28 protein-coding genes and 4 tRNA genes are annotated in these 26,769 nt (G+C 58.9%); 8 read left to right on the top strand and 24 right to left on the bottom strand.

Translation table 11 applies throughout. From position 1 onward, the window contains the following. Window positions 1-119 precede the first annotated feature (119 nt). A complete protein-coding gene (locus tag ACQKP2_RS24145; RefSeq protein ID WP_427580098.1) occupies window positions 120-437 on the bottom strand; it encodes an I78 family peptidase inhibitor in 318 nt (105 codons plus the stop codon). A 168-nt stretch (window positions 438-605) separates the two neighbouring features. Next, a complete protein-coding gene (locus tag ACQKP2_RS24140; RefSeq protein ID WP_427580097.1) occupies window positions 606-911 on the bottom strand; it encodes a hypothetical protein in 306 nt (101 codons plus the stop codon). Between the two features lie 132 nt (window positions 912-1,043). Between ACQKP2_RS24140 and ACQKP2_RS24135 the strand changes: the two genes are divergently transcribed. After that, complete coding sequence (locus ACQKP2_RS24135; protein ID WP_427580095.1) at window positions 1,044-1,253, top strand: hypothetical protein; 210 nt, start codon at window positions 1,044-1,046, stop codon at window positions 1,251-1,253. Between the two features lie 29 nt (window positions 1,254-1,282). On the opposite strand, the gene ACQKP2_RS24130 is transcribed toward ACQKP2_RS24135, so the two are convergent. The 8 genes from ACQKP2_RS24130 to ACQKP2_RS24095 form a co-directional block, all read right to left on the bottom strand. Beyond that, window positions 1,283-2,251 (bottom strand): nucleoside hydrolase, encoded by a 969-nt coding sequence (locus ACQKP2_RS24130; RefSeq protein WP_427580094.1) that lies wholly within the window; start codon window positions 2,249-2,251, stop codon window positions 1,283-1,285. A gap of 99 nt (window positions 2,252-2,350) precedes the next feature. Next, the gene (gene rbsD / locus ACQKP2_RS24125; RefSeq protein WP_427580092.1) at window positions 2,351-2,755 is read right to left on the bottom strand and encodes a D-ribose pyranase; all 405 of its coding nucleotides are present in this window, start codon (window positions 2,753-2,755) and stop codon (window positions 2,351-2,353) included. Further along, window positions 2,752-3,669, bottom strand: coding sequence for a ribokinase (rbsK, locus tag ACQKP2_RS24120; RefSeq protein WP_427580090.1), 918 nt, complete (start codon window positions 3,667-3,669; stop codon window positions 2,752-2,754). The genes rbsD and rbsK overlap by 4 nt, the downstream gene beginning before the upstream one ends. Window positions 3,670-3,710: 41 nt before the next feature. Further along, on the bottom strand, window positions 3,711-4,730 hold the full coding sequence (locus tag ACQKP2_RS24115; protein ID WP_427580089.1) for a LacI family DNA-binding transcriptional regulator: 1,020 nt from the start codon (window positions 4,728-4,730) through the stop codon (window positions 3,711-3,713). Between the two features lie 3 nt (window positions 4,731-4,733). Beyond that, window positions 4,734-5,711, bottom strand: coding sequence for an ABC transporter permease (locus ACQKP2_RS24110; RefSeq protein WP_427580087.1), 978 nt, complete (start codon window positions 5,709-5,711; stop codon window positions 4,734-4,736). Next, entirely contained in the window at window positions 5,708-7,261 is a 1,554-nt protein-coding gene (locus tag ACQKP2_RS24105) for a sugar ABC transporter ATP-binding protein (RefSeq protein ID WP_427580086.1), read from the bottom strand. Before ACQKP2_RS24105 ends, ACQKP2_RS24110 begins: the two co-directional genes overlap by 4 nt. 54 nt (window positions 7,262-7,315) lie before the next feature. After that, window positions 7,316-8,272, bottom strand: coding sequence for a sugar ABC transporter substrate-binding protein (locus ACQKP2_RS24100; protein ID WP_427580084.1), 957 nt, complete (start codon window positions 8,270-8,272; stop codon window positions 7,316-7,318). Window positions 8,273-8,459: 187 nt separating this feature from the next. Further along, on the bottom strand, window positions 8,460-8,915 hold the full coding sequence (locus ACQKP2_RS24095; RefSeq protein WP_427580083.1) for a hypothetical protein: 456 nt from the start codon (window positions 8,913-8,915) through the stop codon (window positions 8,460-8,462). Window positions 8,916-9,264: 349 nt separating this feature from the next. Between ACQKP2_RS24095 and ACQKP2_RS24090 the strand changes: the two genes are divergently transcribed. The 3 genes from ACQKP2_RS24090 to ACQKP2_RS24080 all read left to right on the top strand — a co-directional run bounded on the left by ACQKP2_RS24090 (window position 9,265) and on the right by ACQKP2_RS24080 (window position 11,488). Continuing rightward, window positions 9,265-10,350 (top strand): asparaginase, encoded by a 1,086-nt coding sequence (locus ACQKP2_RS24090; RefSeq protein WP_427580081.1) that lies wholly within the window; start codon window positions 9,265-9,267, stop codon window positions 10,348-10,350. 204 nt (window positions 10,351-10,554) lie between these two features. Further along, a complete protein-coding gene (locus tag ACQKP2_RS24085; protein ID WP_427580080.1) occupies window positions 10,555-10,794 on the top strand; it encodes a DUF1654 domain-containing protein in 240 nt (79 codons plus the stop codon). Between the two features lie 4 nt (window positions 10,795-10,798). After that, window positions 10,799-11,488 carry an endonuclease gene (locus ACQKP2_RS24080; RefSeq protein ID WP_427580079.1) on the top strand — a complete coding sequence of 230 codons (690 nt, stop codon included), beginning with the start codon at window positions 10,799-10,801 and terminating at the stop codon, window positions 11,486-11,488. Window positions 11,489-11,666: 178 nt separating this feature from the next. Here ACQKP2_RS24080 and ACQKP2_RS24075 read toward each other — a convergent pair whose 3' ends face one another. Continuing rightward, window positions 11,667-12,032: an SPOR domain-containing protein gene (locus ACQKP2_RS24075; RefSeq protein ID WP_427580077.1), complete on the bottom strand. Its 366-nt coding sequence runs from the start codon at window positions 12,030-12,032 to the stop codon at window positions 11,667-11,669. A 250-nt stretch (window positions 12,033-12,282) separates the two neighbouring features. Between ACQKP2_RS24075 and csrA the strand changes: the two genes are divergently transcribed. Then, the gene (gene csrA, locus ACQKP2_RS24070) at window positions 12,283-12,477 is read left to right on the top strand and encodes a carbon storage regulator CsrA (protein WP_007938114.1); all 195 of its coding nucleotides are present in this window, start codon (window positions 12,283-12,285) and stop codon (window positions 12,475-12,477) included. 137 nt (window positions 12,478-12,614) lie between these two features. On the opposite strand, the gene ACQKP2_RS24065 is transcribed toward csrA, so the two are convergent. Beyond that, window positions 12,615-13,070: a DUF2214 family protein gene (locus ACQKP2_RS24065; RefSeq protein ID WP_427580075.1), complete on the bottom strand. Its 456-nt coding sequence runs from the start codon at window positions 13,068-13,070 to the stop codon at window positions 12,615-12,617. Window positions 13,071-13,301: 231 nt separating this feature from the next. Here ACQKP2_RS24065 and ACQKP2_RS24060 point away from each other — a divergent pair, with 231 nt between their 5' ends. Continuing rightward, window positions 13,302-14,054 carry a carbonic anhydrase gene (locus tag ACQKP2_RS24060; protein ID WP_427580073.1) on the top strand — a complete coding sequence of 251 codons (753 nt, stop codon included), beginning with the start codon at window positions 13,302-13,304 and terminating at the stop codon, window positions 14,052-14,054. Window positions 14,055-14,118: 64 nt separating this feature from the next. Here the strand turns inward: ACQKP2_RS24060 and ACQKP2_RS24055 are convergent, their stop codons facing one another. Further along, window positions 14,119-14,313: a hypothetical protein gene (locus ACQKP2_RS24055; RefSeq protein WP_427580071.1), complete on the bottom strand. Its 195-nt coding sequence runs from the start codon at window positions 14,311-14,313 to the stop codon at window positions 14,119-14,121. A 369-nt stretch (window positions 14,314-14,682) separates the two neighbouring features. On the opposite strand from ACQKP2_RS24055, the gene ACQKP2_RS24050 reads away from it, so the two are divergent. Further along, on the top strand, window positions 14,683-14,967 hold the full coding sequence (locus ACQKP2_RS24050; RefSeq protein WP_427580069.1) for a hypothetical protein: 285 nt from the start codon (window positions 14,683-14,685) through the stop codon (window positions 14,965-14,967). 630 nt (window positions 14,968-15,597) lie between these two features. Here the strand turns inward: ACQKP2_RS24050 and ACQKP2_RS24045 are convergent. Continuing rightward, a tRNA-Val gene (locus ACQKP2_RS24045) sits at window positions 15,598-15,674 on the bottom strand. Window positions 15,675-15,857: 183 nt separating this feature from the next. On the opposite strand from ACQKP2_RS24045, the gene ACQKP2_RS24040 reads away from it, so the two are divergent. Next, complete coding sequence (locus ACQKP2_RS24040) at window positions 15,858-17,141, top strand: NAD(P)/FAD-dependent oxidoreductase (protein WP_427580067.1); 1,284 nt, start codon at window positions 15,858-15,860, stop codon at window positions 17,139-17,141. Between the two features lie 126 nt (window positions 17,142-17,267). Here ACQKP2_RS24040 and ACQKP2_RS24035 read toward each other — a convergent pair whose 3' ends face one another. The 10 genes from ACQKP2_RS24035 to ACQKP2_RS23990 all read right to left on the bottom strand — a co-directional run. After that, the gene (locus ACQKP2_RS24035; protein ID WP_427580065.1) at window positions 17,268-18,239 is read right to left on the bottom strand and encodes an XdhC family protein; all 972 of its coding nucleotides are present in this window, start codon (window positions 18,237-18,239) and stop codon (window positions 17,268-17,270) included. Window position 18,240: 1 nt separating this feature from the next. Further along, window positions 18,241-19,476 (bottom strand): c-type cytochrome, encoded by a 1,236-nt coding sequence (locus tag ACQKP2_RS24030; protein WP_427580063.1) that lies wholly within the window; start codon window positions 19,474-19,476, stop codon window positions 18,241-18,243. Window positions 19,477-19,478: 2 nt separating this feature from the next. Next, window positions 19,479-20,018, bottom strand: a complete 540-nt coding sequence (locus ACQKP2_RS24025; protein WP_427580061.1) for a (2Fe-2S)-binding protein — start codon at window positions 20,016-20,018, stop codon at window positions 19,479-19,481. Continuing rightward, window positions 20,011-22,842: a xanthine dehydrogenase family protein molybdopterin-binding subunit gene (locus ACQKP2_RS24020; protein ID WP_427580059.1), complete on the bottom strand. Its 2,832-nt coding sequence runs from the start codon at window positions 22,840-22,842 to the stop codon at window positions 20,011-20,013. The genes ACQKP2_RS24025 and ACQKP2_RS24020 overlap by 8 nt, the downstream gene beginning before the upstream one ends. A 381-nt stretch (window positions 22,843-23,223) precedes the next feature. Then, a tRNA-Asp gene (locus ACQKP2_RS24015) sits at window positions 23,224-23,300 on the bottom strand. Window positions 23,301-23,393: 93 nt separating this feature from the next. Then, window positions 23,394-23,470: transfer RNA gene (locus tag ACQKP2_RS24010), tRNA-Asp, on the bottom strand. Between the two features lie 53 nt (window positions 23,471-23,523). Further along, window positions 23,524-23,599, bottom strand: a tRNA-Val gene (locus ACQKP2_RS24005). Between the two features lie 238 nt (window positions 23,600-23,837). After that, window positions 23,838-24,602, bottom strand: coding sequence for an SDR family oxidoreductase (locus ACQKP2_RS24000; RefSeq protein WP_427580057.1), 765 nt, complete (start codon window positions 24,600-24,602; stop codon window positions 23,838-23,840). Window positions 24,603-24,607: 5 nt separating this feature from the next. Continuing rightward, window positions 24,608-25,819 carry an O-succinylhomoserine sulfhydrylase gene (locus tag ACQKP2_RS23995; protein ID WP_427580055.1) on the bottom strand — a complete coding sequence of 404 codons (1,212 nt, stop codon included), beginning with the start codon at window positions 25,817-25,819 and terminating at the stop codon, window positions 24,608-24,610. Window positions 25,820-25,899: 80 nt separating this feature from the next. Beyond that, window positions 25,900-26,769, bottom strand: an 870-nt coding sequence (locus tag ACQKP2_RS23990; protein ID WP_427580053.1) for a phosphoribosyltransferase family protein, incomplete at its 5' end; no start/stop codon positions are given.

The raw sequence follows: 26,769 nt of genomic DNA, 5'->3' as shown, positions 1-26,769 counted from the left end.
ACCTACTCCAGCGCCACATGGGAGGCACTGCCGACAGTGTCCGACAACGATCTTGTCGCCGGCTTCGGTTCGTGGCGCAGCGCCTGCACGCGACTGGGCAATTGAAAAGGTCCTGGCGATCAGCCGCAGTTGACGCGAGTGACAACCCGATTGGCATCGGTGTTGAGATTCAGGCGGTCGGAACGGTACTCCAGCGTGACCATGTCGTTTGGCTGGATAAACCGTGCATTCTGCGCGCCGGCCCGGGTACGCGCCTGCTCGAGGAGTTCGGGCGATGCCTGTTTGCCAATGGTGAATTCGGCCGCTTTGGCCTCACAGCGGCTGTGTCCTGTATCCGTCGCGACGGGATCCGATGTCGACCCAGTGGTGGCAGAACTGCAGCCGGCCAATGTGGCAACGGCCAACAATGCACTCAATGACATGAGCTTCAAAGGCATGAAGCCTCCTTTTTTCGAGAGTTAAGCTGAAAATCGTGTGACCGCCGATCTGGCATCTGGTTTCATCGGGCGAGCTGGCGGCCCGCCCTTCACAGCGGACAAACGGCAAGTTTGCCCGAGCATCGGTCCACCCTTCACCTCTCAATCGTGACTGAATATGAACGCAGTTCAATAAGCGTCGATATAGTCGAAGGCCGGTTTTGGCCAGTTCTGCTTCAACGCATTGAAGATCTGCATCACCCACACCTCGTCGCTGGCCGCCACCCGTCCGACATATCCGGAGCCCTTGGCCCAGGTTTCCAGCCGGAACAACAACCCATCGATGTCGGTGCCACCCACGACTCCCGATGAAATATAGGCGATACCGCCCTTGGTCACACGCAGCTGTGTGTGATGATCGTCACTGGCCGATGCCAACAGTTGACGCACGGCTTCAAGGGTCAAGCCGTCAGGGGAATTCAAATCGATCTGCACAGCGCAGTCCTAGAGTGGCCATCAAAGACCAAGTGTCGCATAGCCCTCCACTCATGCCTAAGCCGGAGTGCCAAACGTGCAGCAAAATGGTTAACTCGACACTCGAACTTTTTCGACTGCGCGAGCGACATCATGACCACCGTAAGCATCGACGCCGACATCAAGGCCAAATGGCCAGAAGGTCACAGTTCATACAGTCCCGGTAGCCCCGAGGAGCTTGCAATCATCGGCATCGATCTGCTGGTCAGGGAACTGGGCACCGAAGCGGCCCAGTCCTTCATTGAACAGATTTTCGAGAAGTACCCGACGAATCCCGGGGACGCGCATTCGGCAAGGGAGTAACCCCCACAACCTTCACCGGGAAACGAAGGCTACTTCAGGCGGGCAAGACGCTCGGTCAGCAGATCGAAAAATCCTTGAGCGTCAGCGCTTTCAACCCAGAACGCGTTCTTGGGCGCCTTCAACCGGTCATACCAGTCGACAATGGTCTGACCGAAAGTCGGACCTTCGCGACTGTCGATCACCAGATTGACTTCACGCCCGCTAAACATCTGCGGCCTGAGCAGATAGGCGATGACTGCTGCGTCGTGCACCGGTCCACCCGCAATGCCGTAGCTTTCCATATCGGCCTTGATGTAATCATTCAGGATATCCACCACCAGTTTGCTGGCGTTGCTGTTCAACGCGGCAATCCGTTTCAGCCGTTCGTCACTGGTGAGTATCTTGTGGGTCACATCCAACGACAGGTAAATGAGCCTCACACCGCTGTTGAGCACCACCTCGGCGGCTTGCGGATCGGCAAACAGGTTGAATTCCGCCACGGGAGTGATGTTGCCGCCATTGAAGTGCGCCCCGCCCATGATCACCACTTCCTTGATACCCTGCACGATTCCCGGTTCCCGGGTCAGTGCCAGTGCCAGGTTGGTCTGCGGCCCCAGGATGGCAATGGTGATGCTTTTGGGCCTGGCCGCTTTCAACGTATCGATCAGATAGTCAATCGCATGACCTTGGGCCAGACCTTGGCTCGGCTCGTACACCGGCACACCCGACAAACCTTCCTGGCCATGGACATCCGCGGCATAGATTGGCGTGCGCAGCATCGGTTTCGATGCACCGGCGTATACCGGTACATCCTCGCGCCCTGCCCACTCGCGAGCCAGGCGCGCGTTACGCGACGTCTTGTCCAGAGGCACATTGCCGGCGACGGTGGTCAACGCGCGAACGTTCAACTCCTGCGGCGACGCCAGTGCAAACAGCAAGGCAACGACATCGTCAGCACCGGGATCGGTATCGATGATCAGGTCAATTTTTTCCACCGCGCAGGCTCCAGTCACAGTCATCACAGACACAAGCAGCAGACTCCAAAGCAAAAAGGCGGTTTGCGGACATGACCCGGCATGACGCACGCCTGGCAAGGTCGATCAGTGACCCGCAGCGGGTCAGAACGTCACTCCGGCAGTCAGCACGATGTTGCAGTAAGGCTGGCATTCACCGGTCCGCACGATCGCTCGTGCCTGCCGACTCAGAACCTTGAATTGCTCGTGACTGAGCCATTCACGCCGCCCCAGTGCGCCTTCGGCATTCAACTCGTCCAGGGTCGTCAGCGCCAACGGTTTTTTCTCCAGGATCTCCCGGGCCAGCACATGGCTTTCAACCTGCATTTCACTGAGTACTACTTTCAGCGTGCTGATGAAATCCGGAATGCCCCGGGTCAACGCCAGGTCGATCATTTCGACACCCGGTGGCACCGGCAGACCGGCATCTGCAATTACCACGGTATCCCCGTGACCGAGAGAGGCAATCAGCCGCGACAATGCAACATTGAGCAAAGATGTCTTTTTCATGATGTCTTGAAAGCCTGTACTTCGGACAAGGTGGGGATCGAGGGTTGCGCACCGGCACGGGTGACCGACAACGCAGCGGCGACCTGCCCGAAACGAATGGCTTCGGACTCGCTTTTGCCACCCGCCAGCGCCGCGGCAAAGCCGCCAACGAACGTATCGCCGGCCGCCGTGGTGTCGACTGCCTTCACGGTCGGAGCAGGGAAATGCTCAAAGCGCTGACCATCGGCGAACAGGGCACCCTGGGCCCCCAGGGTGACGATCAATTTTGCCGCCCCCATCTCGATCAGACGAGTCGCAGCGGTTTGCGCGGTTTGCAAGGAGTCCACCGGCAATCCGCTGAGTGCCGACGCTTCGCTTTCATTGGGTATCAGATAATCGATGTTGGCGTACCAGTCTGCCGGCAACGGTCGACTGGCCGGCGCCGGGTTGAGAATCACGGTCTTGCCCAGCTCACGGCCACGCTTGAGCGCGTGACCCACCGTAGCGTCCGGCACTTCCAACTGGCAGATGATCACATCGGCGGCCTGCAGCACCGAATCGAAGCAACCGATCAGCGCCGGTGTCAAAGCAGCGTTGGCGCCGGCAACGATCACGATCGCATTTTGACTGTTGTCGTCGACCACAATCAGCGCCACGCCACTGGAACCTTCCACGGCACTGACCGCCTGACAATCGACCTGCTCGGCCAACAGCGCTTCGCGCAGTGCCTGACCATACGCATCGGTGCCCACGCAACCGACCATGGATACCTGCGCCCCCAGGCGTGCAGCGGCCACGGCCTGATTCGCGCCCTTGCCGCCGGACACCGTGACAAATGAATTGCCGATCAAGGTTTCGCCACCCCGCGGCAGCCGCGGCGCCCGCGTCACCAGATCCATGTTGAGGCTGCCTATCACTACTACTTTTGCTGGCATACATTGCTACTCATCGATACGGTTTCAGTACGGCTCATCGCTCAGCGGAACTGGTCGAACACACCGGCCAGCGGTGCTGTCGACTCACGCATCACGATGCTTGGCGTGACGATGCGCTGTTTGGTAACCAGTTCCGGCGTGGCGATCCTGCGCAACAGCACTTCGGCGGCCTTCTCGCCGAGTTGCAGGATCGATTGCCCTACTGTCGTCAATGCCGGATAGACGTAACGACTCATCTGGATGTCGTCGAAGCCAATGACCGACAGCTCTGTCGGCACACGAACATTGCGCTCGGCGGCGGCTCGCAACACACCGATACCGATCATGTCGTTGGCGGCGAAGATGGCGCTCGGCGGGTTGCTCTCAAGCAGGAGCGCCGCTGCGTTGTAACCGCCGGTGCTGGTGAAATCGCTTTCGAGCATGCGCTCGCGACGCACCTCGATCCCTGCCTCACCAAGCGCCCGGCAATATCCGGCCAGGCGCATCTGCGCCACACTGGTGGTCACAGGCCCGCTGATGGTGGCGATGTCCCGATGCCCCAGCTCGATCAAGTGCCGGGTCGCCAGAAACGCACCGTATTCATGATCGATGCGCACCAGGTCCGCATCGACGCCCTCCAGTCCACGGTCAACAATGACCATGGGCGTACGCAAACCCGACAACCCTTTCGCCAGACCGCTGTCACCACCGGCCGACGCAACGATCAGCCCGTCGATGCGCTTTTCCAGGAGCACGCGCAGGTAGTTGCGCTGCTTGTCCGGGTCGTCGTCAGAGTTGCAGAGAATCACGCAGTAGCCATTGCGTTCGCAGTAATCTTCGATCCCCCTGGCCAGTTCGGCGAAGTATGGATTGAGGCTATTGGGCACCAGCAAACCGATGGTGGCCGTGCTTTTCGCCTTGAGGGAACGAGCCACGGCACTGGGTACGTAGTTCAGTGTTTTGATGGCGGCCTCGACCTTGACTCGCACTTCTTCGCTGACCGGTCGCGTCTTGTTCACCACATGGGAAACCGTGGTATAGGAAATGCCCGCCAATGCTGCCACATCTTTGATCGTTGACATGACTCAGGTCCGCCGGCTTGCGCGTTGACTGCGGTAGGTGTCGAGCACCACTGCAATGACGATCACCGCACCTGTAATGATGCGCTTGGTCGGTTCGGTGGCGCCGATCTGAGCCAGGCCGGCCGCCAGCACGGAAATGATCAATACACCAAAGAACGTGCTGATCACCGAACCACGCCCCCCCATGAGACTGGTACCTCCGATCACCACGGCGGCGATCACCTGCAACTCCAGACCGGACCCGGCGTTGGGGTCCGCCGCCTCCAGCCGTGAAATCTGAAACAGTGCGGCGATCCCGGCCAGCAACCCCATCAAGCTGAACACCAGGATTTTGTAGGGTTTGGGGTTGATTCCCGCCAGCCGCACCGCTTCCTCATTGGTGCCGATGCCAATCAGATAGCGACCGAACACGGTTCGGGTCAGCACCGCCTGGGCAATGAAAATGATCAGCAAGGCAATGATGAACGATGGAGAAATGCCGAAGGCGATCGGATTGGACAGCCAGGCAAATGCATCGCCGATGTAGGCGGTGCGCGAACCGGTCATCTGGTATGCCACACCGCGCGCCATTTCCAGCACGCCAAGAGAGACAATGAACGATGGAATGCGCCACGCCACCGTGATCGAACCGGTCATGGTACCCGCCAGTGCGGCCACCGCCATGCCAAGCACCGCCGCAGGCAGAACGTTCCAGCCCCAGCCGAGAATCGCCACGCTGACCGTCGATGCGGCAAGCGCCAGCACCGAGCCCACCGACAGGTCAATACCGCCGATGATCAATACGAACGTCATGCCGACCGCCAGGACCATCAAGTCCGGAATCTGGTTGGCCAATGTGCTGAACGTGTCATAAGACAGAAAATGGCTGCTCAACACCGAGAACAGCACGATCATCGCCAGCAAGGCACCGGCCAGGCCCAGATAGGTGCCCAGGCCATAAAAATTGCCACTGCGTCTGCCGGCCAAAGTTGCGGTTTTCATGCAAGGTCCCTAGGCGCTGCTTCGTTGAGTAGCGCATCACGTTTTTGGTAGCCGGCAAATGCGGCAGCGAGCAAATCATCCTGGGTCCAGCTGTCGCGCTCGAACGTGTCGATCAGGCGCCCGGCCGACAACACACCGATCCGGTCGCAAATCAGCATCAATTCGCGCAGGTCGCTGGACACCACCACCAGTGCCTTGCCCTGACGGGTCAATTCACCCAGCAACGCGTAAATGTCGAACTTGGCTCCGACGTCGATGCCTCGAGTGGGCTCATCGAACAGCAGCACCGAACAATTACGCTCCAGCCAGCGGCCGATCACCACTTTCTGCTGATTGCCGCCAGACAGCTCGGATACCAACTGCGCCGGCCCGGAACTGCGGATGTGCATGGCATCGATCTGACGCTGGGCCAGCAAAGCCTCATCACCGGAATTGACGAACCCGCTGCTGGAGATTGCAGGCATGTTGCCCAGTGCAATATTGGCGCCGATCGACTGAGTCAACAAAAGGCCTTCGCCCTTGCGGTCTTCGGTGATCAACGCGATGCCACAGGCGACCGCATCCACCGGCGTGCGGATACTGACCACCTGTGGGGGCGAACCCAGCGCCACGGTGCCGCTGTCCGCCGTGTCGGCACCGAAAATCAGGCGCAACAACTCGGTGCGCCCCGCCCCGATCAGTCCGGAGATGCCGAAAATCTCGCCCGCACGTACCTCGAAGGACACATCACGAACCTTGTCGGCACGGGTCAGGCCCTTGACCGTCAACGCGGGAGCACCGATATCGCGCGGCCCCATGTCGATGTGTTCGCCCAGCTCACGCCCCACCATCAAGGTGACCAGTTGTTCGCTGTTGTAATTGGCCATCGGCTCGACACACACCAGGTTGCCGTCACGCAAGACCGCAATACGCTGGGCGACCCGGGCCAACTCTTCGAGGCGATGCGAGATATAGATGATCGACACACCCCGCGCCTGCAGGCGGGTGATCTGCTCGAACAACATCTCGACTTCACGTGCCGTGAGCATCGCCGTCGGTTCGTCGAGGATCAGCACATGACAGTCGCCGATCAGATTGCGGGCAATCTCGACCATTTGCTGATGGCCAATGCCGAGCTCGCCGACCAGGGTGTCCGGATCGATGGTATCGAGCCCGACTTGTGCCATGGCGTCGATGGCGACCTTGCGCAACTGCTTGCGACTGATCCACCCGCCCTTGCTGGGCAGGTTGTGCAAAAACAGGTTTTCCGCCACCGACAGGGTCGGCAAAAGATTGAGTTCCTGCATGACCATGCGGATGCCCAGGTCTTCGGCCTGGGTACGGCTACCAGGCCGGTAATCCCGCCCCTGAAATTGCATCTGGCCGGTGGTGGCCTCAACCAGGCCGCCAATGATCTTCGACAATGTGCTTTTGCCGGCGCCGTTCTCGCCGGTCAATGCCAACACCTCACCGCGCATGAGCGTCAGGTCGATGCCGGTGAGAACCGGTTGGGCATAGGTCTTGCCGATACCGCTGACCGACAGGACGGCATTCGGATCGCGAGCAGACATAAAAATCTCCATGCGCTCGCCAGAGCAGGCGAGCGCCGTTGTGTCGGCAGAACGTTAGTGGGTCACCAGTTCTACCGGGGTCTCGATCACGCCGTTGGCGCTGCTGTCGACTTTTTCACCCTTGATGATTTTCAACGCGGTCTCGATGCCGAACACGGCTTGTTTGGCGGCGAACTGGTCGGCAGTCGCCAACACACGGCCATCCTTGAGCATTGGCTTGATGGCATTGATATTGTCGTAGCCGACCACTTGCACCTTGCCGGCCTTGCCTGCGGCACGCACCGCCGACACGACACCGACCGCCATACTGTCGTTGCCGGCCAGCAACGCCTTGATCTGCGGGTATTCACTGAGCATGGCGGAGGCGACTTGATTGCCCTTGTTGATTTCCCAGTCACCGGACTGTACGGACACGACCTTGATCTGCGCGGCCTCCATCGCATCCTTGAAGCCTGCGGTACGGGCCTGTGCGTTGGTGGTGGTGGACACCCCTTCGATGATGCCGACTTCATCGCCGGCCTTGAGCTGTTTGGCCAGGTAGTCACCCACCAGCCGTGCGCCCTTGCGGTTATCCGGGCCTACGAACGGAACGCTGATGTTTTTGCTTTTGACCACTTGCGGGTCCAGCTGGTTGTCGATGTTGATCACAGTGATACCGGCATCGACCGCCTTCTTGATCACCGGCACCATGGCTTTGGAGTCAGCGGGCGCAATGACCAGTGCATCGACTTTTGAAACGATCATCTGCTCGACGATGCGGATCTGGTTGGCCGTGTCCGTTTCGTCCTTGATGCCGTTGGAGATCAACTCGAATTCGTCGGCGTGATCTTTCTGGTACGCCTTGGCTCCGTCTTCCATTGTCAGGAAGAATTCGTTGGCCAAGGACTTCATCACCAATGCGACTTTGGGTTTGGCAGGCGTTTCGGCGAACGCCGAGCAAACAGGTAGCGCGGCGCAGGCGCCTGCAAGCATGGCGACAGCAAGAAGACGTCCGGCGAATGGCAGCTTCATGGGTTCACTCCGATCTTATGATTATTGTGAGCAACGCTTGCGCCCACGTCGGCTGCGTGGATACTCGGCGAAGATTTTCCTGTCGAGAACGTCGCGCAAACGTTTGCGTTGACCGAACTATGCGAATGCCGCTGGTTTTTGTCAACGACCGGAAAATCCGATCACATGACAAAAACCGGCACTGCGCTTATGCCGTCGTATTGATCACCGATCCAGAGCCGGCGCCTTTGGTCAGCTCTTTGACCAGACTGGCACTGACTTCCAAAATCGCGCCGTTGGTTTCGGCTATCTGCCCCTGGACCGCGGAGACTGCGGTCATCTTGGCTTCCGGCGTCGAATAGCTCTGCGCCTGGACCTGGGCCAGTTGCTGTTGCTGCTCGCGCAATTGCTGCTGCAATTCCTTCAGGCGCTTGAGCAAGACCTTCACGGAGATGCTCATGTTGTCGTCGGAACTTTCCTGAGTGTCTGCGCTTTTTTCCAAGCCGACAGCGCCGGTCTTCACTTGTTTGTCGTCACCGCCCTTCGTGTCCGACGCTTGAGCGGCCGCATCACTGTTGGCCTCGTTCAACGCACGAACCGTAGCCACCGACTTTCCACCAATGGTGATGCCCGCAGCGTTGGGAATACCTACTGATAACGACATGTGAACTCCTTAAGAAAAAAGATCCTTTAGAGCAACATCGACCTGCGCAACGGTTTCTTTAGTAAAGATTCAAGATTCTGTTAACCGTGCATTCAGCAATGGCTGTAGTCCTTTTCGGAGAGCCGAACGCAAAAAAGCCGCAAAAATCGGAAATCCGGACAAATCAACCGGGTAGAGATCGCCTTTTTTGTGTAAAAGCCAAATAAAATCAATGTGTTAAACAATCTCTCCATTTCAAGGATTGACTGGTACAGATCCTGCTCCTCTCCAGCGCCCCACCCGTTCAGATTCGTTTGGGGTGCATCTAGATGAACCTGCATCAGCACCGTCACTACTAGAGAGAAAAATAATGACATCTGCTTTGAAGACCTTTGTTCCGGGCGCCTTGGCCCTCCTGCTTCTCCTGCCTACCGCCCTTCAGGCAAAGGAAAACGAAACCCGAAAACTGCCGAACGTGGTCATTCTGGCCACCGGTGGCACCATTGCCGGCGCCGGTGCCAGCGCGGCCAACAGCGCGACTTACCAGGCAGCGAAAGTCGGCGTGGAAAAATTGATCGCCGGTGTACCCGAACTCAGCCAACTGGCCAACGTTCGTGGCGAACAGGTCATGCAGATCGCCTCCGAGAGCATCACCAACGACAATTTGCTGCAACTGGGGCATCGCGTGGCTGAACTGGCCGATAGCGAAGACGTCGACGGCATCGTGATTACCCACGGCACCGACACCCTGGAAGAAACGGCCTACTTCCTGAACCTGGTGGAAAAAACCGACAAGCCGATCATTGTGGTCGGGTCCATGCGCCCGGGAACGGCGATGTCCGCCGACGGCATGCTGAACCTGTACAACGCCGTGGCCGTGGCCGGCAGCAAAGAGGCCCGCGGCAAAGGCGTGCTGGTGACCATGAACGACGAAATCCAGTCGGGTCGCGATGTCAGTAAAATGATCAACGTCAAGACCGAAGCATTCAAAAGTGCCTGGGGCCCACTGGGAATGGTGGTGGAAGGCAAATCCTACTGGTTCCGCTTGCCGGCCAAGCGTCACACCATGGATTCGGAGTTCGACATCAAGACCATCAAGAGCCTGCCTGACGTGGAAATTGCCTACTCCTACGGCAACGTCAGCGATACCGCCTACAAGGCACTGGCTCAGTCGGGCGCCAAGGCGATCATTCATGCCGGCACCGGCAATGGCTCGGTCTCCTCGCGAGTGGTTCCAGCCTTGCAGGCCCTGCGCAAGGACGGTGTGCAAATCATTCGTTCCTCCCACGTCAACGCCGGCGGCTTTGTACTGCGAAACGCCGAACAGCCTGACGACAAGTACGACTGGGTCGTTGCACACGACCTCAATCCGCAAAAGGCCCGCATCCTGACCATGGTCGCCCTGACCAAGACCAACGACAGCAAAGAGCTGCAACGGATGTTCTGGGAATACTGATACCCCCTCGCCCGACCGGATCCGGTCGGGCGCCGTTTTGACCACTCGCCAGTCTTGGCGAGTGGCTCCTGCCACGTGAATGCCCCCATCGACCTACACCCAATGGCCAAACGCCCGCCAGAGGATTTTGTCGAGCTTTAAGCAGTTGCGAAAATGCCTACAGTTAAATACTGTATGTGCATACAGCAAAATAAGGATAACCCCATGGACACCACTTCCGCCTTACCCGACGCCTATGTACGCATGGGTTTGCGCGTTCAGAAAATCATCAACTCTCCCACCGCTCAAAAAGCCAGGGCGGCGTTGATCTTTCGTCTTCCGGACGAACCCATGGAGGAGTGGGAACGCCTGCTTGAAGAAATCGATGAGAACGACAACGTCACCCTCGCCTATCGCGACGACGGTGGCGTACAGATTTTCTGGGTCGTGCCGAAGGAAGACTGAGTCAATGAGTGTCCGTTGTCTTGCGTTGCTGTTGCTGCTGCTTGCCATGACTGCCAAGGCCGACGCGCCACGCACTTTCGACGAAGCCAAGAAGATCGCCTGGAAGCTTTACGCCCCACAATCCACCGAGTTTTATTGCGGTTGTAAATACACCGGTAGTCGGGTGAATCTCGCAGCCTGTGGTTACGTGCCACGCAAAAACGCCAAGCGCGCGGCCCGCATCGAATGGGAGCACATTGTTCCGGCCTGGCAGATCGGCCATCAGCGCCAGTGCTGGCAAGCAGGCGGACGCAAGCATTGCACACGATACGATCCGGTCTATCAGATGGCCGAGGCCGATTTGCATAACCTGGTGCCCAGCATCGGTGAGGTGAACGGCGATCGCAGCAACTTCAGTTTCGGCTGGCTGCCGGAGCAGACGGGTCAGTATGGCGCGTGCCTGACCCAGATCGACTTCAAGGCGAAGAAGGTCATGCCACGACCGTCCGTACGCGGCATGATCGCCAGAACATACTTCTACATGAGCAAACAATACGGTTTGCGCCTCTCCAGGCAGGATCGGCAACTGTACGAAGCCTGGGACAAAACCTATCCGGTTCAGGCCTGGGAACGCCAGCGCAATCAGAGCGTTGCATGTGTCATGGGACGCGCCAACGAATTTGTCGGCCCGGTGGACATGAAAGCCTGCGGTTGAATCCACTCGAAATGCAAAAAGGCCTCGGGTTCATGACCCGAGGCCTTTTTGCATGCCTGCCGCCATCGATGCTGCAGTACCCATGGCCCATCAACTTCAAGGACTGGCGAACATCGCTGCAGAACAAAAACCGGAGTACCCATCGCAACGCCGGCCAGCCTGGAGGGAGCCCCGACTGTCACCGGGCGGCCGGACGCTCCAGTACCAGCAACTCGATGTTTTGCTTCTTGGCCCGGGTGATGGCTGCCGCCACCTCTGCCTGCTTGGCCTCGGCTTCTTCTTTCGAATTGAATGGGCCCATCAGAACCCGCACTTTGCCGTCTTGCTTGACGACATCGGACATGAAATTGTGCTCGATCAACCAGCCGCTGAGGTCGCTGACCGCCTGGGGTGTTTCACCCCGCACTTCCAGCTCCCATTGCGGTGTCGATACCTGGGCGGGTACGGCGACCGTTGCCGGTGCGGGCTTGGGTGCATCAGCATGCTTGCCTTCACCGCATCCGGCCAGCACCAGTATCGCCATTACCAGGACCAATTTGCGCACAGCGTTTCCCTCAGAATGCTTAAAGCGAGGATTTTAACACTCATAAATACTTCCGGAGTGCCGCAAAATGCCCGCAAAACAACGAGAATGATGGGTGCGGCCTCTGTATAGTTACGCCTTGGGAATTAATGCTGTATCTGCGCGTCAGAAAGAGGCACCCAAATCGTGAGACTTCGCACTAATCTATACATACCACCGACCTCTGCACTGTCCGAATCAGGTGCCCCACAAAGCAATCAAGGAGAAGACCATGCTGATACTCACCCGCAAAGTCGGTGAAAGCATAAACATCGGTGATGACATTACGATCACCATCCTGGGCGTAAGCGGCCAGCAAGTCAGAATCGGCATCAATGCCCCGAAAGACGTTGCAGTGCATCGCGAAGAGATTTATCAGCGCATTCAGGCCGGCCTGACCGCCCCGGACAAACCGCAAACCCCCTGAATCCAGATGCAGTCAGTAGCCAGCCCGTTCGCCCCCGAAACGATGGCTGGCTAAAGATTCATATGCCGCAACGCCCTCAACAGGTTCGCTCGCCCTCCTCCAGTCAAGCCATGCCTACTTGAACAGTTGGGCCTTGACTAACCAAACGTCACGCCACGCGCCATGCCTGTGGCCGCCACCATGATCAGCAACACCAGTAGTGCTTCGACATGGCTGATCCGGGCAAACAATTTCGCGCGCCCCGTGTCGATCACCGCACCGCGCGCCAGGGCTATCCGCCATTTGATGAGGGTGATCATCGGCGCCATTTCAAGCAGCAAAACAAAAACGAAAAGCGTCATTTTCAGATGGAACAACGGTTGATGAAGGTAGTAGTCCGTCCCTTTTTCATACCCGCCGAAAGCACGCATCCCTCCGCTGACCAACAGGATGACTGCAGAAATCCCCCACAGGTTATCCGCGACCAACACACTGCGTGCCTGGCCTGCCCCCGCAGCCAGAAGCCGAAAATGTGTACCGCGCGTCAACACTGCCCAAAACCCCAGCGCAAACGCCAAAAGGTGAACGGCCGCAAGAACCCAGTGAGCCAGCATCGTGAAACTCCTGTCAGGACGAAGTTGAATCAACCTGTCAGTAGTAGCCCATCAAGCCGCGAATTGCGAAGCTCTGTCGTTATGCCACGCTCCATTCGGTAAACCGCTGGAGGCCGCGAAAAACATAATGCTCCAGACCGACTACACTCCAACACTGCGCCGCTGCAGGTACCTGCCAGCGGCAGCCCGACAGCAGTCATTCCCACCGAATTGACCTGAGTACACAAAATCATGTGTAAATCATGTGATTCAAACGTTGCGTCAAACAACCCTGAGCGTCGCCGCTTTCTTCGCCTTGCCGGATTAGGAGCTGGCGCCTTGTTACTGGCCGGCGCGTTGCCAGGCCGGGCGCTTCAGGCAGCGGAAAAAAACTCCACTCCCCCAAAACCGAAAAACGTCATCAGCCCGGATGAGGCACTGAAAAGACTGATGGCAGGTAATGAACGCTATGTCAGCGGCCACTCGGAAACTCACGATTTCAAGAGTGAACGCGAAGCATTGGTTTCAGGCCAGAATCCCTTTGTGGCGGTTCTGAGTTGCGCCGACTCGCGTATCGCCCCGGAGTACGCTTTCGATACCGCACGCGGCGATCTGTTCGCGGTACGCGTCGCAGGCAACTTTGTCACGGATGAAGGCCTGGCAAGCCTTGAGTACGGTGTTGCCGTGCTTGGGGCGCCGCTGATTCTGGTATTGGGGCATGAGAGCTGTGGCGCCATCGAGGCCGGCATCAAAGCCGTCAAGGACAACACGGTATTTCCCGGGCAGATTCCAAAACTGACAGAGGCACTCAAGCCCGCCATAGAAACCGTGATCAAGCAATCCGGGGATCTGGTGGAAAACGCAACCGTGCAAAACGTCAAAAACTCGGTTGACCGCCTCAAGAAAGCCACGCCGTTGCTGACTGACGCACTCGCCAAGGGAAAACTGAAAATCGTGGGAGGCATCTATCGCCTGGCGACCGGAAAAGTCGAGCTGATTGCCTGACCCGTTGGGGGTATCGGGGAAATCTGCCGAGTGCGAAGAGCCCAGCGCGAAGGCTGGGCTCTGTTTATTTTCTGCATTCCATCATTTTGTCAGCGAGCGCCCTCGCTCTCTCGATCAACAGATTCTGCCGGTCTTCGTGTGTTGCCCCGCCTACAATCGGCGCCGTCAGATTGCTTTCGGCAATCAAAGCCGCGCAGAAATACCGATCCCAAACAGCCTTGCTGTCGGACGCCTGCTTGTTCATTTGGTCGGAGATCATGGTCGACTCCTCAGGATGAGTTGGCACTACCCATTTTACGCTTCAATGGACGCATTCCTGCGGCAGTTCCGACTACAGAATCCACCTTAATAGAACGTGAGAGGCGATCCAGGGAGATGCCTTGACCACCGTCCATTGGAGCAGGAGGCAAAAAGACAGATATGTCGCGAAGAATCTGATCATCGACCGCCTCCCATCAACACCCCGCGCCCGTAATCCGGCAAAACACTCGGTAACGTGCACTGTTGGATGCCATTGGCCGCTCACAGTTCAAAATCAAATAGAACTGGTTTTCATTCTGGTGTTCATTACGCTTTTAATCGCTAATGATAATATTTATCAACTCAGTCAGCACCAGGACGGCGACCAATGAAGGAACGTTACGAGATCCATTTCATGGCGAACGAACTCAAGAAAGTCATCATCATCGAACACTCGGCCATGAACGATCTGGAAGCCTGGAGGGCTGCGCTGCTGCACAATGGAGAATGCGCCGGCACCACATTCAACATTCATGTCATTGCCGACGCTGTTGAAAAGGCCGCGAACCGCGCTATAAAAAATGTACGCTGGAACAAAGCCAGCCACACCATTGCCTGGAGCGAACGCGCCAAAACGTCGCGAAATAGAGTGGGATTGAAAAACATTGAGTAGCGCAGCTACAGATCGCCAGTCCCAAGGTGCGCGCAATCGTCGCCGTAAGTGAGACCATTCAAAATCACGGCTAACCAAAAGAGGCCCCTCGCCTCTCCATATTGACCGAAATGAAAAGGGGGCCAAGATAGTGCGAACGGCTCACATGGCGCCGCAGTGAAGCCTCTCAGACCTGCCACCGTGCGCCCCAGCCTCATGTAAAAAAGCGGCGACCTAAGGTATTGCCCTACAGACAGCGACTCGTCGGAGGCTTACATTCACCCGCCAGCAAGGACGCATTTCAACCAGATGCCCACGCCTAAGGCAGAGAAAATGCGTTATCTAGTCTTCGCGCTCATCGCCATAATCATCATTGTTCTTGGTCTTGCACTGTATGGCTGGTATCGCCATCTGCGAGACGATGAAGATGACCTCGTTTAATCCGCAGACCGTTGCCGGCTTCTGACTTTTTTCCTGAATGACTTGCCTGACAGGCTCTCGCTGAACATCAGTACATAGTACGTCGAGGTGGGCGCCGAATTGGCGTTCTGAAGTGGGGGTTTTGCAAAAACTTTGCAAATCGCAGAAAGCAAAAAGGGGTCACCGTTTCCGGTGACCCCTCTAGACCGCCCAGCAGAGCGGATTTTTGTTTGGTAGGCACGATTGGACTCGAACCAACGACCCCCACCATGTCAAGGTGGTGCTCTAACCAACTGAGCTACGTGCCTGCTGTGAGGCGGCATTCTACGGAATTCCGGAGGGGTGTCAACACCTTTTTTCGCGCTAACCCTATGAATATGCAAAATTTTTAATTTCGGGGGTGCAAAGAAGATTTTCCGGTGGCTGGCGGTGGATTTTCAACTCGGGTAGGATCGGCGTACTCGTAAAATATATTAAACAGAGGCAGCAGGATGGCGAGCACCCCCTACCCAGAGTCCTACTACGCCGCATCGGCCAATGCGGCTCCGACGCGTGCGGCTTTGCAGGATGACGTTGAGACTGATGTCTGCGTGATTGGCGCCGGCTATACCGGACTGTCCTCGGCCTTGTTCCTTCTGGAAAACGGCTTTCGGGTGACTGTACTGGAGGCGGCCAGGGTGGGTTTCGGCGCGTCTGGACGCAATGGCGGCCAGATCGTCAACAGTTACAGCCGGGATATCGATGTGATCGAACGCAGCGTCGGTCCCAAACAAGCGCAACTGCTGGGACAGATGGCGTTCGAGGGCGGGCGCATCATTCGTGAGCGGATTGCCCGATACAACATCCAGTGCGACTTGAAGGACGGTGGCGTGTTCGCCGCCATTACCCCCAAGCAGATGGGGCACCTGGAATCCCAGAAGCGCCTGTGGGAGCGTTTTGGTCATACACAACTTGAGCTACTGGATCAGCGGCGAATCCGTGAAGTGGTGGCCTGTGATCAGTATGTCGGTGGCATGCTCGATATGAGTGGCGGGCACATTCACCCGCTCAATCTGGCATTGGGTGAAGCCGCGGCCGTGGAGTCGTTGGGCGGCACGATTTATGAGCAATCGCCGGCCGTGCGCATCGAGCGCGGCGCGAATCCGGTCGTGCACACGCCGCAGGGCAAGGTCCGGGCTAAATTCGTTATCGTGGCGGGCAATGCCTATCTGGGTAATCTGGTACCGGAACTGGCCGCCAAGTCCATGCCTTGCGGCACTCAGGTCATTACCACCGAGCCCTTGGGCGATGAGCTGGCCAAAAGCCTGTTGCCTCAGGACTACTGCGTCGAGGATTGCAACTACCTGCTCGACTACTACCGCCTCAGTGGCGACAAGCGCCTGATTTTCGGAGGCGGCGTGGTGTACGGCGCGCGCGATCCGGCGAACATCGAGGCGATCATCCGACCGAAAATGCTCAAGGCCTTCCCGCAGCTCAAGGACGTGAAAATAGACTACGCCTGGACCGGCAATTTCCTGCTGACCCTGTCGCGACTGCCTCAGGTCGGAAGACTGGGCAACAACATCTATTACTCCCAGGGTTGCAGCGGTCATGGCGTGACCTACACCCACCTGGCGGGCAAGGTGCTGGCTGAAGCGTTGCGTGGCCAGGCCGAACGTTTTGATGCGTTTGCCGACCTGCCACACTACCCGTTCCCGGGCGGACAGTTACTGCGTACCCCGTTCGCGGCATTGGGGGCCTGGTATTACGGGCTGCGTGACAAGTTCGGCTACTAAGCCACACCCCTCCCCCTGTAGGAGCGAGCATGCTCGCGATGGACCCGAGAACTCTGCGGAGTATCAGGCCACCAACGTTATCGTTGACGTCCATCGCGAGCATGCTCGCTCCTACAGGGGTATGTCTCAGAGGCGGTCCCGCGCTATTCCGCTGCGGATGCGCAAGATATCGGCAAGCACCGCCAGGGCAATTTCTGCCGGCGTCCTGCTGCCCAGATTCAAGCCGATCGGTGCGTGGATCCGCGCCAACTCCGCATCACCCAGGCCACCAATGCGCCGCAAGCGCTCGAAGCGTTTTTGCGAAGTTTGCATGGAGCCCATCACGCCGATGTAAAACGCCTCGGTGCGCACGGCCTCCATCATCGCCAGATCGTCGATACGAGGGTCGTGAGTCAGGGCCACCACGGCCGTGTCGCTGTGACAACCGCCATCGGCGATGAATATCGACGGCAATTGACGGCGAACTTCCACGTTGTCGAGCACCACGCCTTGTAGCACTTCGTCCCGCGGATCACACAGAATCACCTCGAAACCCAGGCCCACGGCAAACTCCGCGCAGGCTTGCGCTACGCTCGAATAGCCGGCCAGCAACAAGCGCTGGGCCGCACCGAGACGCAACCGAACCCGGTCGATCTCGCGCTCGACGCGCGCGCCCTGCTCGCGATCATCAAACAGACTGCGCGCGCCGCTGGCCAGGTCGACCTCACGGATCAAACGACGTCGCCCTGAAAGCGCCGATTCAAGCTCCCTCAGGTGCGCCTGCACCTCGCATTGCGACTCCAGCTTCTCCACCAGCACATCGAGCACACCTCCGCAGGGCAGACTGACCTGTGAACGCGGATCATCGCCCGCGCCATAACGCACGATGCCGACTGCGCTCTCAAATGCACCTTCGTTAACACGCTCAAGGAAATCTTCCTCGACGCAGCCACCGGACAACGAACCGATCCACTCCCCGTCACCATTCACTGCCAGCAACGAACCCGGCGCACGAGGTGCCGAGCCGTAGGTGGCAAGGACGGTGCACAGCCAGACGCACTGTCCGGCTGTCGACCACTCCAGCGCACGGCGCACCACTTGCAGATCAAGATGCTGCATGTCAGTGCGCCTTGTGCTCAAGCGGCGGCGCATCGGCGCGTAAAGCCTTCACATTGTTGACGGCCAGATCACCGGGCTGCCCGCCCCACGCTTGACGCAGGTAATTGAGCAAATCCGTCAGTTGCTCATGATCGAGCTTCTCGGCGAATCCCGGCATCGGTTGCAGGTGCTCGAACCCGGCGAACTTCTGCTCGCCAATACCGTCGTCGATCACCCGCACCAGGTTGCGCGGATCCTCGAGGCGCAGCGTAGTGTTGCCACGCATGGCCACGGCGATGTGCGGCTTGCCTTCACCATCGACAGCGTGACAACCGGCGCAGACGTTCAGGTATTCCTGACGGCCGCGCTGGGCGCTGGCACTGAGTGTGTCCAACGGCACATCGGTCAGCACCCTGGGCGTCGGCGGCTGGTCACCCAACAGGAACGTCGCCATGGCCGCCAGGTCCGGGTCACTCAAACCCTGAGTGCTGTTGTGAAACACCGGGAACATTTCATTGAACATCGTGCCCTGGGCGCTCATACCGTGCTTGAGGAACGCACTCAGATCCTGATGATTCCAGCCCCGGGCCGCCAGGTCGGTGGCCAGCAGACTCGGTGCCTGATAGCCATTGAGCAAGCCGCCGGTCAGACGTTTGTCCTGCTGCATCGCCCCCGGCAACCCACGCGGGGTGTGGCATTCACCACAATGGCCGAGCACGTCGACCATGTACTGGCCGCGCTTCCAGTCCGCGCTTTTACCTTCAGCCGATTCAAGCTTCACGTCTTTACCGTAGAGCATGTTCCAGCCCATCAGGCCCAGTCGTACGTTGAACGGAAAGCTCAGGCTGGTCACTGGCGCAGCGCGCTCGATCGGTTCGACGGTTTTCAGGTAAGCATGAATCGCGTCGGAGTCCTCACGCGGCATCAAGTGGTACGAGGTGTACGGCATCGCCGGATACAGGTTGGCGCCATCGCGGCGCTTGCCCTCAGTGAGCGCCGCAAAAAAATCGTCGTCGCTGTACTGACCGATGCCGTGTTCCTTGCTCGGGGTGATGTTGGTGCCGTAGATCGTGCCGAATGGCGACACAATCGGCAGCCCGCCCGCGAAAGGCGCGCCACCCGGCGCCGTATGGCACGCCATGCAGTCGGCGGCGCGGGCCAGGTATTGGCCACGCTTGACCTGATCATCGGCCTGCGCCAAAAGCACGGGCGCAATCAGGCCGACCGCCAGCGCCAGGCGGCTCAATGAATGCTTCATGCTTAACCCTCCTTGACCAGGCCGAGATCAGTCAGCACGTTGCGCGTGGCGTTGTAGTAGCGCACATAACCGGTGCAACGGCAGATGTGATGCCCAAGGCTGTCCTCGATGACTTTCTCCAACTGGCTTTTGGCGATCAGCTGCCGTTGCAGTTTCTCCACCAACACGGTCGCTGCGTTGACGAAGCCCGGTGCACAGTAGCTGCACTGGAAGGCGAACTCGTCGACAAAACGCTGCTGGATCGGGTTCAGCTCGGTCACCTTGCCCTGCTCGTCACGGGTGGCATGGCCTTCGATGGTGCGAACTTTCTTGCCTTCGAAGTAGTGCGCACCGGTGATGCAGGTACGCACCTCTTCGCTGGTACCGTCGGGGTTGTCGACGATGACCACGCAGGCATGGCAAATGCCCTGGCCACAACCCAGGCGTGAGCCGGTGAGGTTTTTGTATTCGTGCAGGTAGTCGATCATCGGCAGGTCATCAGGGATGTCCACAGGACCGACGGATTGACCGTTGAGGGTCAGTTGAAGCGGACGATTAGCCATTGAGGGCCTCCTTGATGCGTGCAGAAGTGATAGGCAGGTCGCGGACACGTTTGCCGATGGCGTGGGCCACGGCGTTGCCTATGGCGCCGACCACCGGAATCATCACCACTTCGGCAATGCCCTTGGACGGGTCGCTTGGCGACAGCGGCGGCAGGATTTCCGCAGTCTGTTTCCATACCGCCACGTGCCGCGCCATCGGCAAGCGATAGCGGTTGAAGTTCCAGTCGCCCTCCCCCGGCCCTCCTTCGTACAGCGGCATCTCCTCCATCAGCGCATGGCCAATCCCCATGGCAATCCCGCCTTCGACCTGGCCCTTGACCAGTTCCTCCACCAGCACCCGGCCGCACTCGACCCACGAGTGATGGTTGAGCACCTGAACTTCGGCCGAGCCCTTGTTCACTTTCAGCTCCACCAGCGTTGCCACGGGGCTGTAGTAAGTCACCGCCGCGTTGTTCAACTGGGTCGCCGGGTAAGCGATATTCTGCCGATCCAGCAAGTGGAAACCGGCGCTGCTCATTTGCGCCAGTTTTGCCTTCGGCGCACCGTCGCCGTACTTGACCGCCAGGCCATCGAGCGGCAATCGCTCACGCACGCCATCGATGCTGAACTCGGCCTCGGCCCAGCTCCAGCGGTTGAAGCCATGGACTGTGGCGCCGGTGACCAACCCGCGCTCGTGGGCACGCCTGGCCAGCATCGCAAAAGGCAACGGCTCCATGCCGTTGGCAGTCAGCTTGCCGTCGACCCAATGGGCGTCTTCGCGGCGCACAACGTAAGGATTGGCCTGACCGCCGTAGGGGCCCTGACGCCAGATTTCCAGTGCCGCCGGCCACAAACCGTGGTTGAACAACACACGCGCCGCTTCGCGGGTGGCGTGACTGAAGTAGTAGGCAGAGTTGGTCGCCGACGACGCCGAAGCAATCTTGCCGACCCAGCGCGGGTTGCGCAGGAAGTTGTCCTGCTCGGCCTGACTCATGATGTAAGGGTTGCCGCCGGTGATCAGCTGCATCTCTTTCCATTCGGTTTCACCGGTCTTGACCTCATGCGCCGGACTGCCGAGGAAGTCGGCCACGACCATCGCTTGCGAGGTGGACATGCCGGTACCGATCTCGATACCGATATGACGCAGGCTGATGCGGCCTTCGGCGGTGAATTCGATGCTGGCCATTGGCGCTTCGGAACCTGTACCGAAGTCTTTCTGGCAAATGGCGAAACCCACGCCGTACCAGTTATCCGGATCCGCTGCTTCGCGCTGTTTCTTGATCGCGTCGCGGTTTTTCCAGACGTCGTGAACCGCTGCCTTGTCAAGAATCTCGTGCAGGCGCAATGCACCTGCCGGCACCGCGCCCTGGGTGTTTTTCATGCCCGAGCGCAGGGCATTCTTGCGTCGCAGCTCAATGGCATCGATGCCGAGGCGGCCGGCAATTTCATCCACCATCATTTCGGTGGAGGCCATGCTCTGCAGTGTGCCGTAGCCACGCATCGAACCGGCCTCGACCGCGCGGGAATGATAGGCAGTGACCTGCAGATCGTTTTGCGGCATGTAGTAGATCGACTGCGCCGCCGTGGCGCCGACCGCCGCCACCGAAGGGCTGTAGTTGATTCGCCCGCCACCGTCGACGCTCATCTCGGCGCGGAAAATCTTGAAGCTGTAATCGGTCTTGTCCACCGCCAGTTGATAGCGGATATCGAACGGGTGGCGCTTGATGCCGCTCTGGAACTGCTCGTAACGGTCGTTGGCCAGGCGTACGGGCACACCAGCACCGTACAACGCGGCCAGCGCTGCGTAATAGACGAAAATGTTGTGGTCCTTGGACCCGTAGCCGACGGTATAACCCGGATGCATGTTCAGATTGGCCAGACCGAAGCGCGATGGCGCGATCATCTTCGCCGTCTCGGTCGCGGTTTCCAGCGGGCATTGGGTGGCGACGACAAAATGCAGGGTTTTGCTGGCCGGGTCGTACCAGCCGTTGCCGTTGTCCGGCTCCATCGCGGCAGGCTCGATCGACGGTGTCTTGTAGCGTTCGTCGAACACCAGCCAGTTTTCGGGCGGCGTATCGATCTGCTGCTTCATGCGCTCGGCGTAAAACAGCCCGCGCTCAGTCAGGTTGCCGTGCAGATTCGGTTGGGAATTCCACACCGGACGGCGATTGCGCAGCATCGGGAACAGGATCGAATCCTTGAGACTGGCGAACTCGTCCTCGTCCGCCGAGGTCGCACCGCCTACACGCACATAGCGGAAGCTGCCATAGGGATCGCCTTCGTAGAACGGCACCTGTGCACCGTAACGAATCGCTTTGTCATTGAACTTGAGTTTGGCCTTGGCCTGACGGAAGCGCTCGAAGTCGTTCCAGATCAGGATCGCTACCGGGTGGCCGATGAACATCGGCACCTTGCCGGCCGGCAGCAGCGGATCGGGGGCGTGCTCTTCCGGGAAGACAATACCGTCCTTGACCAGATCCTCGGCGGTGACAATACGATCAGGCTGCAACCCGGCGTCGAGCCACGACAGATCGTACCCCTCGTAGATACGGTCGGCCTTGATGGTTTTGAGCAGCATGGCGTGGCCTTGCTGCTGCGGCCAGCCCGGCATGTCCTTGGCGCGAATGTCACGGGCAAAGACCTTGCTGCCGCAGACCTTGGACAACGCATCGTTGCGGGCACGTGCCTTGCCGTTGTTACCGAGCCACTGCTCGGAAGGCACGGTCACGCTGTTTTCCATCAGGGCCGCCAGCGCCGGGCTGCCGAGGGGTGCGAGCGTTACGCTCACGCCCGCTACCAGGCCACCCTGCAGGAACGAGCGCCGGGATATTTCACGGTTGGACATGGATCATCCTCTGGGCGGTCATGAGCTCCGCCCTTCTGGTTATGTTCTGGAAATCGAGTCTTGCAGAAGCCCTTTCTGACGTTGCAAAGGGCAATAGAGACAGTGCAAAGCTGACCGATAGGTTAACTTTAAAGGTTTATCCGCTCGCAGAAAATAACCAGCAACAAAAAAATTGACCGGAAGATCAAAAAAACACGCGAACTCGCTCATAGACGGGTGAGCAAGAGATCAGAGAAAGGCAGGTGAGAGAAAAAGAGGAGAAAAGCCGAATTCCAGAAACAAAAAACCCCGGTCTTTCGACCAGGGTCTTTGCTATCGATCCGAATCAACCAGTGGTTGTCTTCGGCGCTTCGAGGCGTTCAGTGGTCCTCGAAACAGATATGGCGCAGCGGACGGGACTCGAACCCGCGACCCCCGGCGTGACAGGCCGGTATTCTAACCGACTGAACTACCGCTGCGTATCGCTGTGGACTTGCGTCCAGGTAACTCGCTTTGATTGAAAGCTTCGGTGCTTTTCAATCGCGAACCGAAAAAATTCGATTCGTAAAATATGGCGCAGCGGACGGGACTCGAACCCGCGACCCCCGGCGTGACAGGCCGGTATTCTAACCGACTGAACTACCGCTGCGCGTCGGTGGAGGCATTTCAGCTTCCATCTTGCTTTCGCAAGACTCTCGGTAGTGGTGGGTGATGACGGGATCGAACCGCCGACATTCTGCTTGTAAGGCAGACGCTCTCCCAGCTGAGCTAATCACCCGTTTGCATCTCCGAGGCCGCGAAATTTACGCAGGTAGCGAACCTAAGTCAATAGCAGGATTGAAGTTTTTCTAAAAAAGACAAAATCATTTCATTCCGGCCTCACCTGGCAACCTCATGACCCCCATCGCGAGCGGGCTCGCTCCCACAATGAACCGTGTCTCTTCAGAGACCCTGCTTTCCAATGTGGGAGCGGGCCTGCTCGCGATGGCGACGACACATACCGCACCACAGCCCAGTCACTCGCTGTAAATCATCTTCTTGGTCATGCCACCGTCCACCACGAACTCCTGGCCCGTGACAAAACCGGCATTCTTCGACAGCAGCCAGGCCACCATCGCCGCCACGTCTTCCACCGTCCCTACCCTGCCCGCCGGGTGTTGTGCATGATCAGCCTCGGTCAGTGGTTCGGCGCGACGTACGGAAGGATCTCGCGCATCGATCCAGCCGGGGCTGACCGCGTTGACACGAATCTCCGGACCCAGGCTGATGGCCAGCGCATGGGTCAACGCCAGAAGCCCGCCCTTGCTCGCCGCATACGCCTCGGTATCGGGCTCCGATTGCCCGGCACGCGTCGAAGCCAGGTTGACGATGGCGCCATTATGCGCACGCAGATAAGGCGCGCAGTGCTTGGCCAACAGCATGGGGCCACTGAGATTGACGGCCAGCACACGGTTCCAGTAGCTCAGATCGAGGCTTTCCAGCGTAATGTTGTGCGGATCGGCCACGGCCGCATTGCACACCAGGGCGTCCAGGCGACCGAACTGCCCCAGCACCTCGGCGACACCCAACGCGACCTGCCCTTCGTTGGCGACATCCATGGCGATGAACCAGGCGTTTTCGCCCAGCACCTTCGCCACTTTCGATCCACGGACACGATCCAGGTCCGTCAGCACGACTTGCCAGCCCTCGCTGATCAACCAGGCCGCAATACCCAGCCCGATCCCCCGCGCGGCGCCGGTCACCAGCGCAACGCGGCCGTTTGAAGTGCCAGTTTGAGACATTTCGATCACAAGGCTGCCAACCCGCGCATCAGGTCGGCTTGCAGGTCCGCCACATCTTCCAGGCCGACCGCGACACGGATCAGGCTGTCACGAATGCCCGCAGCCTCACGCTCCTGCGGCGAAAGACGCCCATGGGAAGTCGTGCTCGGATGGGTGATGGTGGTTTTGCTGTCGCCCAGGTTGGCGGTGATGGAAATCAGACGGGTCGCGTCGATAAAGCGCCAGGCGCCCTCCTTGCCACCCTTGACCTCGAAACTCACGACAGCCCCGAACCCCTTCTGCTGTCGCAGGGCCAACGCGTGCTGCGGATGGCTCTTGAGACCGGCGTAATGGACTTTCTCGATACCGTCCTGCTGCTCCAGCCACTCGGCCAACTGCTGCGCATTGGCGCAATGGGCCTTCATCCGCAGGTTCAGGGTTTCCAGGCCCTTGAGGAAAATCCAGGCGTTGAACGGACTCAGGGTCGGCCCGGCGGTGCGCAGGAACCCAACCACTTCTTTCATCTGCTCGCTGCGACCGGCCACGACACCGCCCATGCAACGCCCCTGGCCGTCGATGAACTTGGTGGCCGAGTGCACGACAACGTCCGCGCCCAGCTTCAACGGTTGCTGCAGCGCCGGGGTGCAGAAGCAGTTGTCGACCACCAGCTTCGCGCCCTTGGCGTGGGCGATTTTCGCCAGTTCAGCAATGTCCACCAGCTCAGCCAGGGGGTTGGAAGGCGACTCGACGAACAGCAGTTTGGTGTTGGCCTTGATCGCCGCATCCCAACCGGACAAGTCCGCCAGGGGCACATAATCGACCTCGACACCGAAACGCTTGAAGTACTTCTCGAACAGACTGATGGTCGAGCCGAACACGCTTTGCGAAACCAGTACATGGTCGCCGGCACTGCACAGGCTCATCACCACAGCCATGATCGCGGCCATGCCGGTCGCAGTGGCCACGGCCTGCTCGGCGCCTTCCAGAGCAGCAATGCGCTCTTCGAAGGCGCGCACGGTCGGGTTGGTGTAGCGCGAGTAAACGTTGCCCGGCACCTCGCCGGCAAAACGCGCAGCGGCGTCGGCGGCAGTGCGGAACACATAGCTGGAAGTGAAGAACATCGGATCACCGTGCTCACCTTCCGGCGTACGGTGCTGACCGGCACGTACGGCCAGGGTATCGAACGCTACGCCTTCGAGGTCGCTGTCCAACCGACCGGCATCCCAATCCTGACTCATGCTGTCACTCCTTGCCCTGCTCTGGCTAAATGAAAATCTTTTGATAGATACGAAACCGGCCCCTAGGGGCCGGTTGAAACTCAGTTGTTGTACAGATCGATGATCGCACTGACCGCCTGGGTCTTTGCCTTCGAGGCATCGTTGCGTGCCTGCTCGATCTTGTTCAGGTAGGCCTCGTCGACATCCCCGGTCACATACTGGCCGTCGAACACGGCGCAATCGAATTTCTCGATCTTGATCTTGCCGCCGCCAACCGCTTCGATCAAGTCAGGCAGATCCTGATAGACCAGCCAGTCAGCACCGATCAGGTCCGCAACATCCTGGGTCGAACGGTTGTGCGCGATCAACTCGTGGGCACTTGGCATGTCGATGCCGTAGACGTTCGGGAAGCGTACTGCCGGCGCCGCCGAGCAGAAATAGACGTTTTTCGCACCGGCTTCGCGGGCCATCTGGATGATCTGCTTGCAGGTGGTGCCACGCACGATGGAGTCGTCGACCAGCATTACGTTCTTGCCGCGGAATTCCAGCTCGATGGCGTTCAGCTTCTGGCGTACCGACTTCTTGCGCGCGGCCTGGCCTGGCATGATGAAGGTTCGACCGATGTAACGGTTCTTCACGAAGCCTTCGCGGAACTTCACGCCCAGATGGTTGGCCAGCTCCAGCGCCGCCGTGCGGCTGGTGTCCGGAATCGGGATGACCACGTCGATGTCATGATCCGGACGCTCGCGCTGGATCTTCTCGGCCAGCTTCTCGCCCATGCGCAGACGAGCCTTGTAGACCGATACGCCATCAATGATCGAGTCGGGACGCGCCAGGTAGACGTGTTCGAAGATGCAAGGCGTCAGGGACGGGTTGAGACCGAAGTCCGAGGCATAGGCCAGCAGGTATTTGTGCAACGCCGGGGAATCGGCCAGGGCACCGTCGGCGCGAAACCAGACGTACTTGATCGG

The organism is Pseudomonas sp. NPDC089569, assembly GCF_050280625.1.
Lineage (GTDB): Bacteria > Pseudomonadota > Gammaproteobacteria > Pseudomonadales > Pseudomonadaceae > Aquipseudomonas.
The sequence above is the reverse complement of the archived record's forward strand: the minus strand, read 5'-3'. Positions and strand labels throughout refer to the sequence as shown.

What these genes read in the sequence shown, in the direction of transcription:
- ACQKP2_RS24145 (WP_427580098.1), bottom strand. Translation starts at nt 437, where the DNA reads ATGCCTTTGAAGCTCATGTCATTGAGTGCATTGTTGGCCGTTGCCACA.
- ACQKP2_RS24135 (WP_427580095.1), top strand. Translation starts at nt 1,044, where the DNA reads ATGACCACCGTAAGCATCGACGCCGACATCAAGGCCAAATGGCCAGAA.
- ACQKP2_RS24130 (WP_427580094.1), bottom strand. Translation starts at nt 2,251, where the DNA reads ATGACTGTGACTGGAGCCTGCGCGGTGGAAAAAATTGACCTGATCATC.
- rbsD (WP_427580092.1), bottom strand. Translation starts at nt 2,755, where the DNA reads ATGAAAAAGACATCTTTGCTCAATGTTGCATTGTCGCGGCTGATTGCC.
- rbsK (WP_427580090.1), bottom strand. Translation starts at nt 3,669, where the DNA reads ATGCCAGCAAAAGTAGTAGTGATAGGCAGCCTCAACATGGATCTGGTG.
- ACQKP2_RS24115 (WP_427580089.1), bottom strand. Translation starts at nt 4,730, where the DNA reads ATGTCAACGATCAAAGATGTGGCAGCATTGGCGGGCATTTCCTATACC.
- ACQKP2_RS24110 (WP_427580087.1), bottom strand. Translation starts at nt 5,711, where the DNA reads ATGAAAACCGCAACTTTGGCCGGCAGACGCAGTGGCAATTTTTATGGC.
- ACQKP2_RS24105 (WP_427580086.1), bottom strand. Translation starts at nt 7,261, where the DNA reads ATGTCTGCTCGCGATCCGAATGCCGTCCTGTCGGTCAGCGGTATCGGC.
- ACQKP2_RS24100 (WP_427580084.1), bottom strand. Translation starts at nt 8,272, where the DNA reads ATGAAGCTGCCATTCGCCGGACGTCTTCTTGCTGTCGCCATGCTTGCA.
- ACQKP2_RS24095 (WP_427580083.1), bottom strand. Translation starts at nt 8,915, where the DNA reads ATGTCGTTATCAGTAGGTATTCCCAACGCTGCGGGCATCACCATTGGT.
- ACQKP2_RS24090 (WP_427580081.1), top strand. Translation starts at nt 9,265, where the DNA reads ATGACATCTGCTTTGAAGACCTTTGTTCCGGGCGCCTTGGCCCTCCTG.
- ACQKP2_RS24085 (WP_427580080.1), top strand. Translation starts at nt 10,555, where the DNA reads ATGGACACCACTTCCGCCTTACCCGACGCCTATGTACGCATGGGTTTG.
- ACQKP2_RS24080 (WP_427580079.1), top strand. Translation starts at nt 10,799, where the DNA reads ATGAGTGTCCGTTGTCTTGCGTTGCTGTTGCTGCTGCTTGCCATGACT.
- csrA (WP_007938114.1), top strand. Translation starts at nt 12,283, where the DNA reads ATGCTGATACTCACCCGCAAAGTCGGTGAAAGCATAAACATCGGTGAT.
- ACQKP2_RS24065 (WP_427580075.1), bottom strand. Translation starts at nt 13,070, where the DNA reads ATGCTGGCTCACTGGGTTCTTGCGGCCGTTCACCTTTTGGCGTTTGCG.
- ACQKP2_RS24060 (WP_427580073.1), top strand. Translation starts at nt 13,302, where the DNA reads ATGTGTAAATCATGTGATTCAAACGTTGCGTCAAACAACCCTGAGCGT.
- ACQKP2_RS24055 (WP_427580071.1), bottom strand. Translation starts at nt 14,313, where the DNA reads ATGATCTCCGACCAAATGAACAAGCAGGCGTCCGACAGCAAGGCTGTT.
- ACQKP2_RS24050 (WP_427580069.1), top strand. Translation starts at nt 14,683, where the DNA reads ATGAAGGAACGTTACGAGATCCATTTCATGGCGAACGAACTCAAGAAA.
- ACQKP2_RS24040 (WP_427580067.1), top strand. Translation starts at nt 15,858, where the DNA reads ATGGCGAGCACCCCCTACCCAGAGTCCTACTACGCCGCATCGGCCAAT.
- ACQKP2_RS24035 (WP_427580065.1), bottom strand. Translation starts at nt 18,239, where the DNA reads ATGCAGCATCTTGATCTGCAAGTGGTGCGCCGTGCGCTGGAGTGGTCG.
- ACQKP2_RS24030 (WP_427580063.1), bottom strand. Translation starts at nt 19,476, where the DNA reads ATGAAGCATTCATTGAGCCGCCTGGCGCTGGCGGTCGGCCTGATTGCG.
- ACQKP2_RS24025 (WP_427580061.1), bottom strand. Translation starts at nt 20,018, where the DNA reads ATGGCTAATCGTCCGCTTCAACTGACCCTCAACGGTCAATCCGTCGGT.
- ACQKP2_RS24020 (WP_427580059.1), bottom strand. Translation starts at nt 22,842, where the DNA reads ATGTCCAACCGTGAAATATCCCGGCGCTCGTTCCTGCAGGGTGGCCTG.
- ACQKP2_RS24000 (WP_427580057.1), bottom strand. Translation starts at nt 24,602, where the DNA reads ATGTCTCAAACTGGCACTTCAAACGGCCGCGTTGCGCTGGTGACCGGC.
- ACQKP2_RS23995 (WP_427580055.1), bottom strand. Translation starts at nt 25,819, where the DNA reads ATGAGTCAGGATTGGGATGCCGGTCGGTTGGACAGCGACCTCGAAGGC.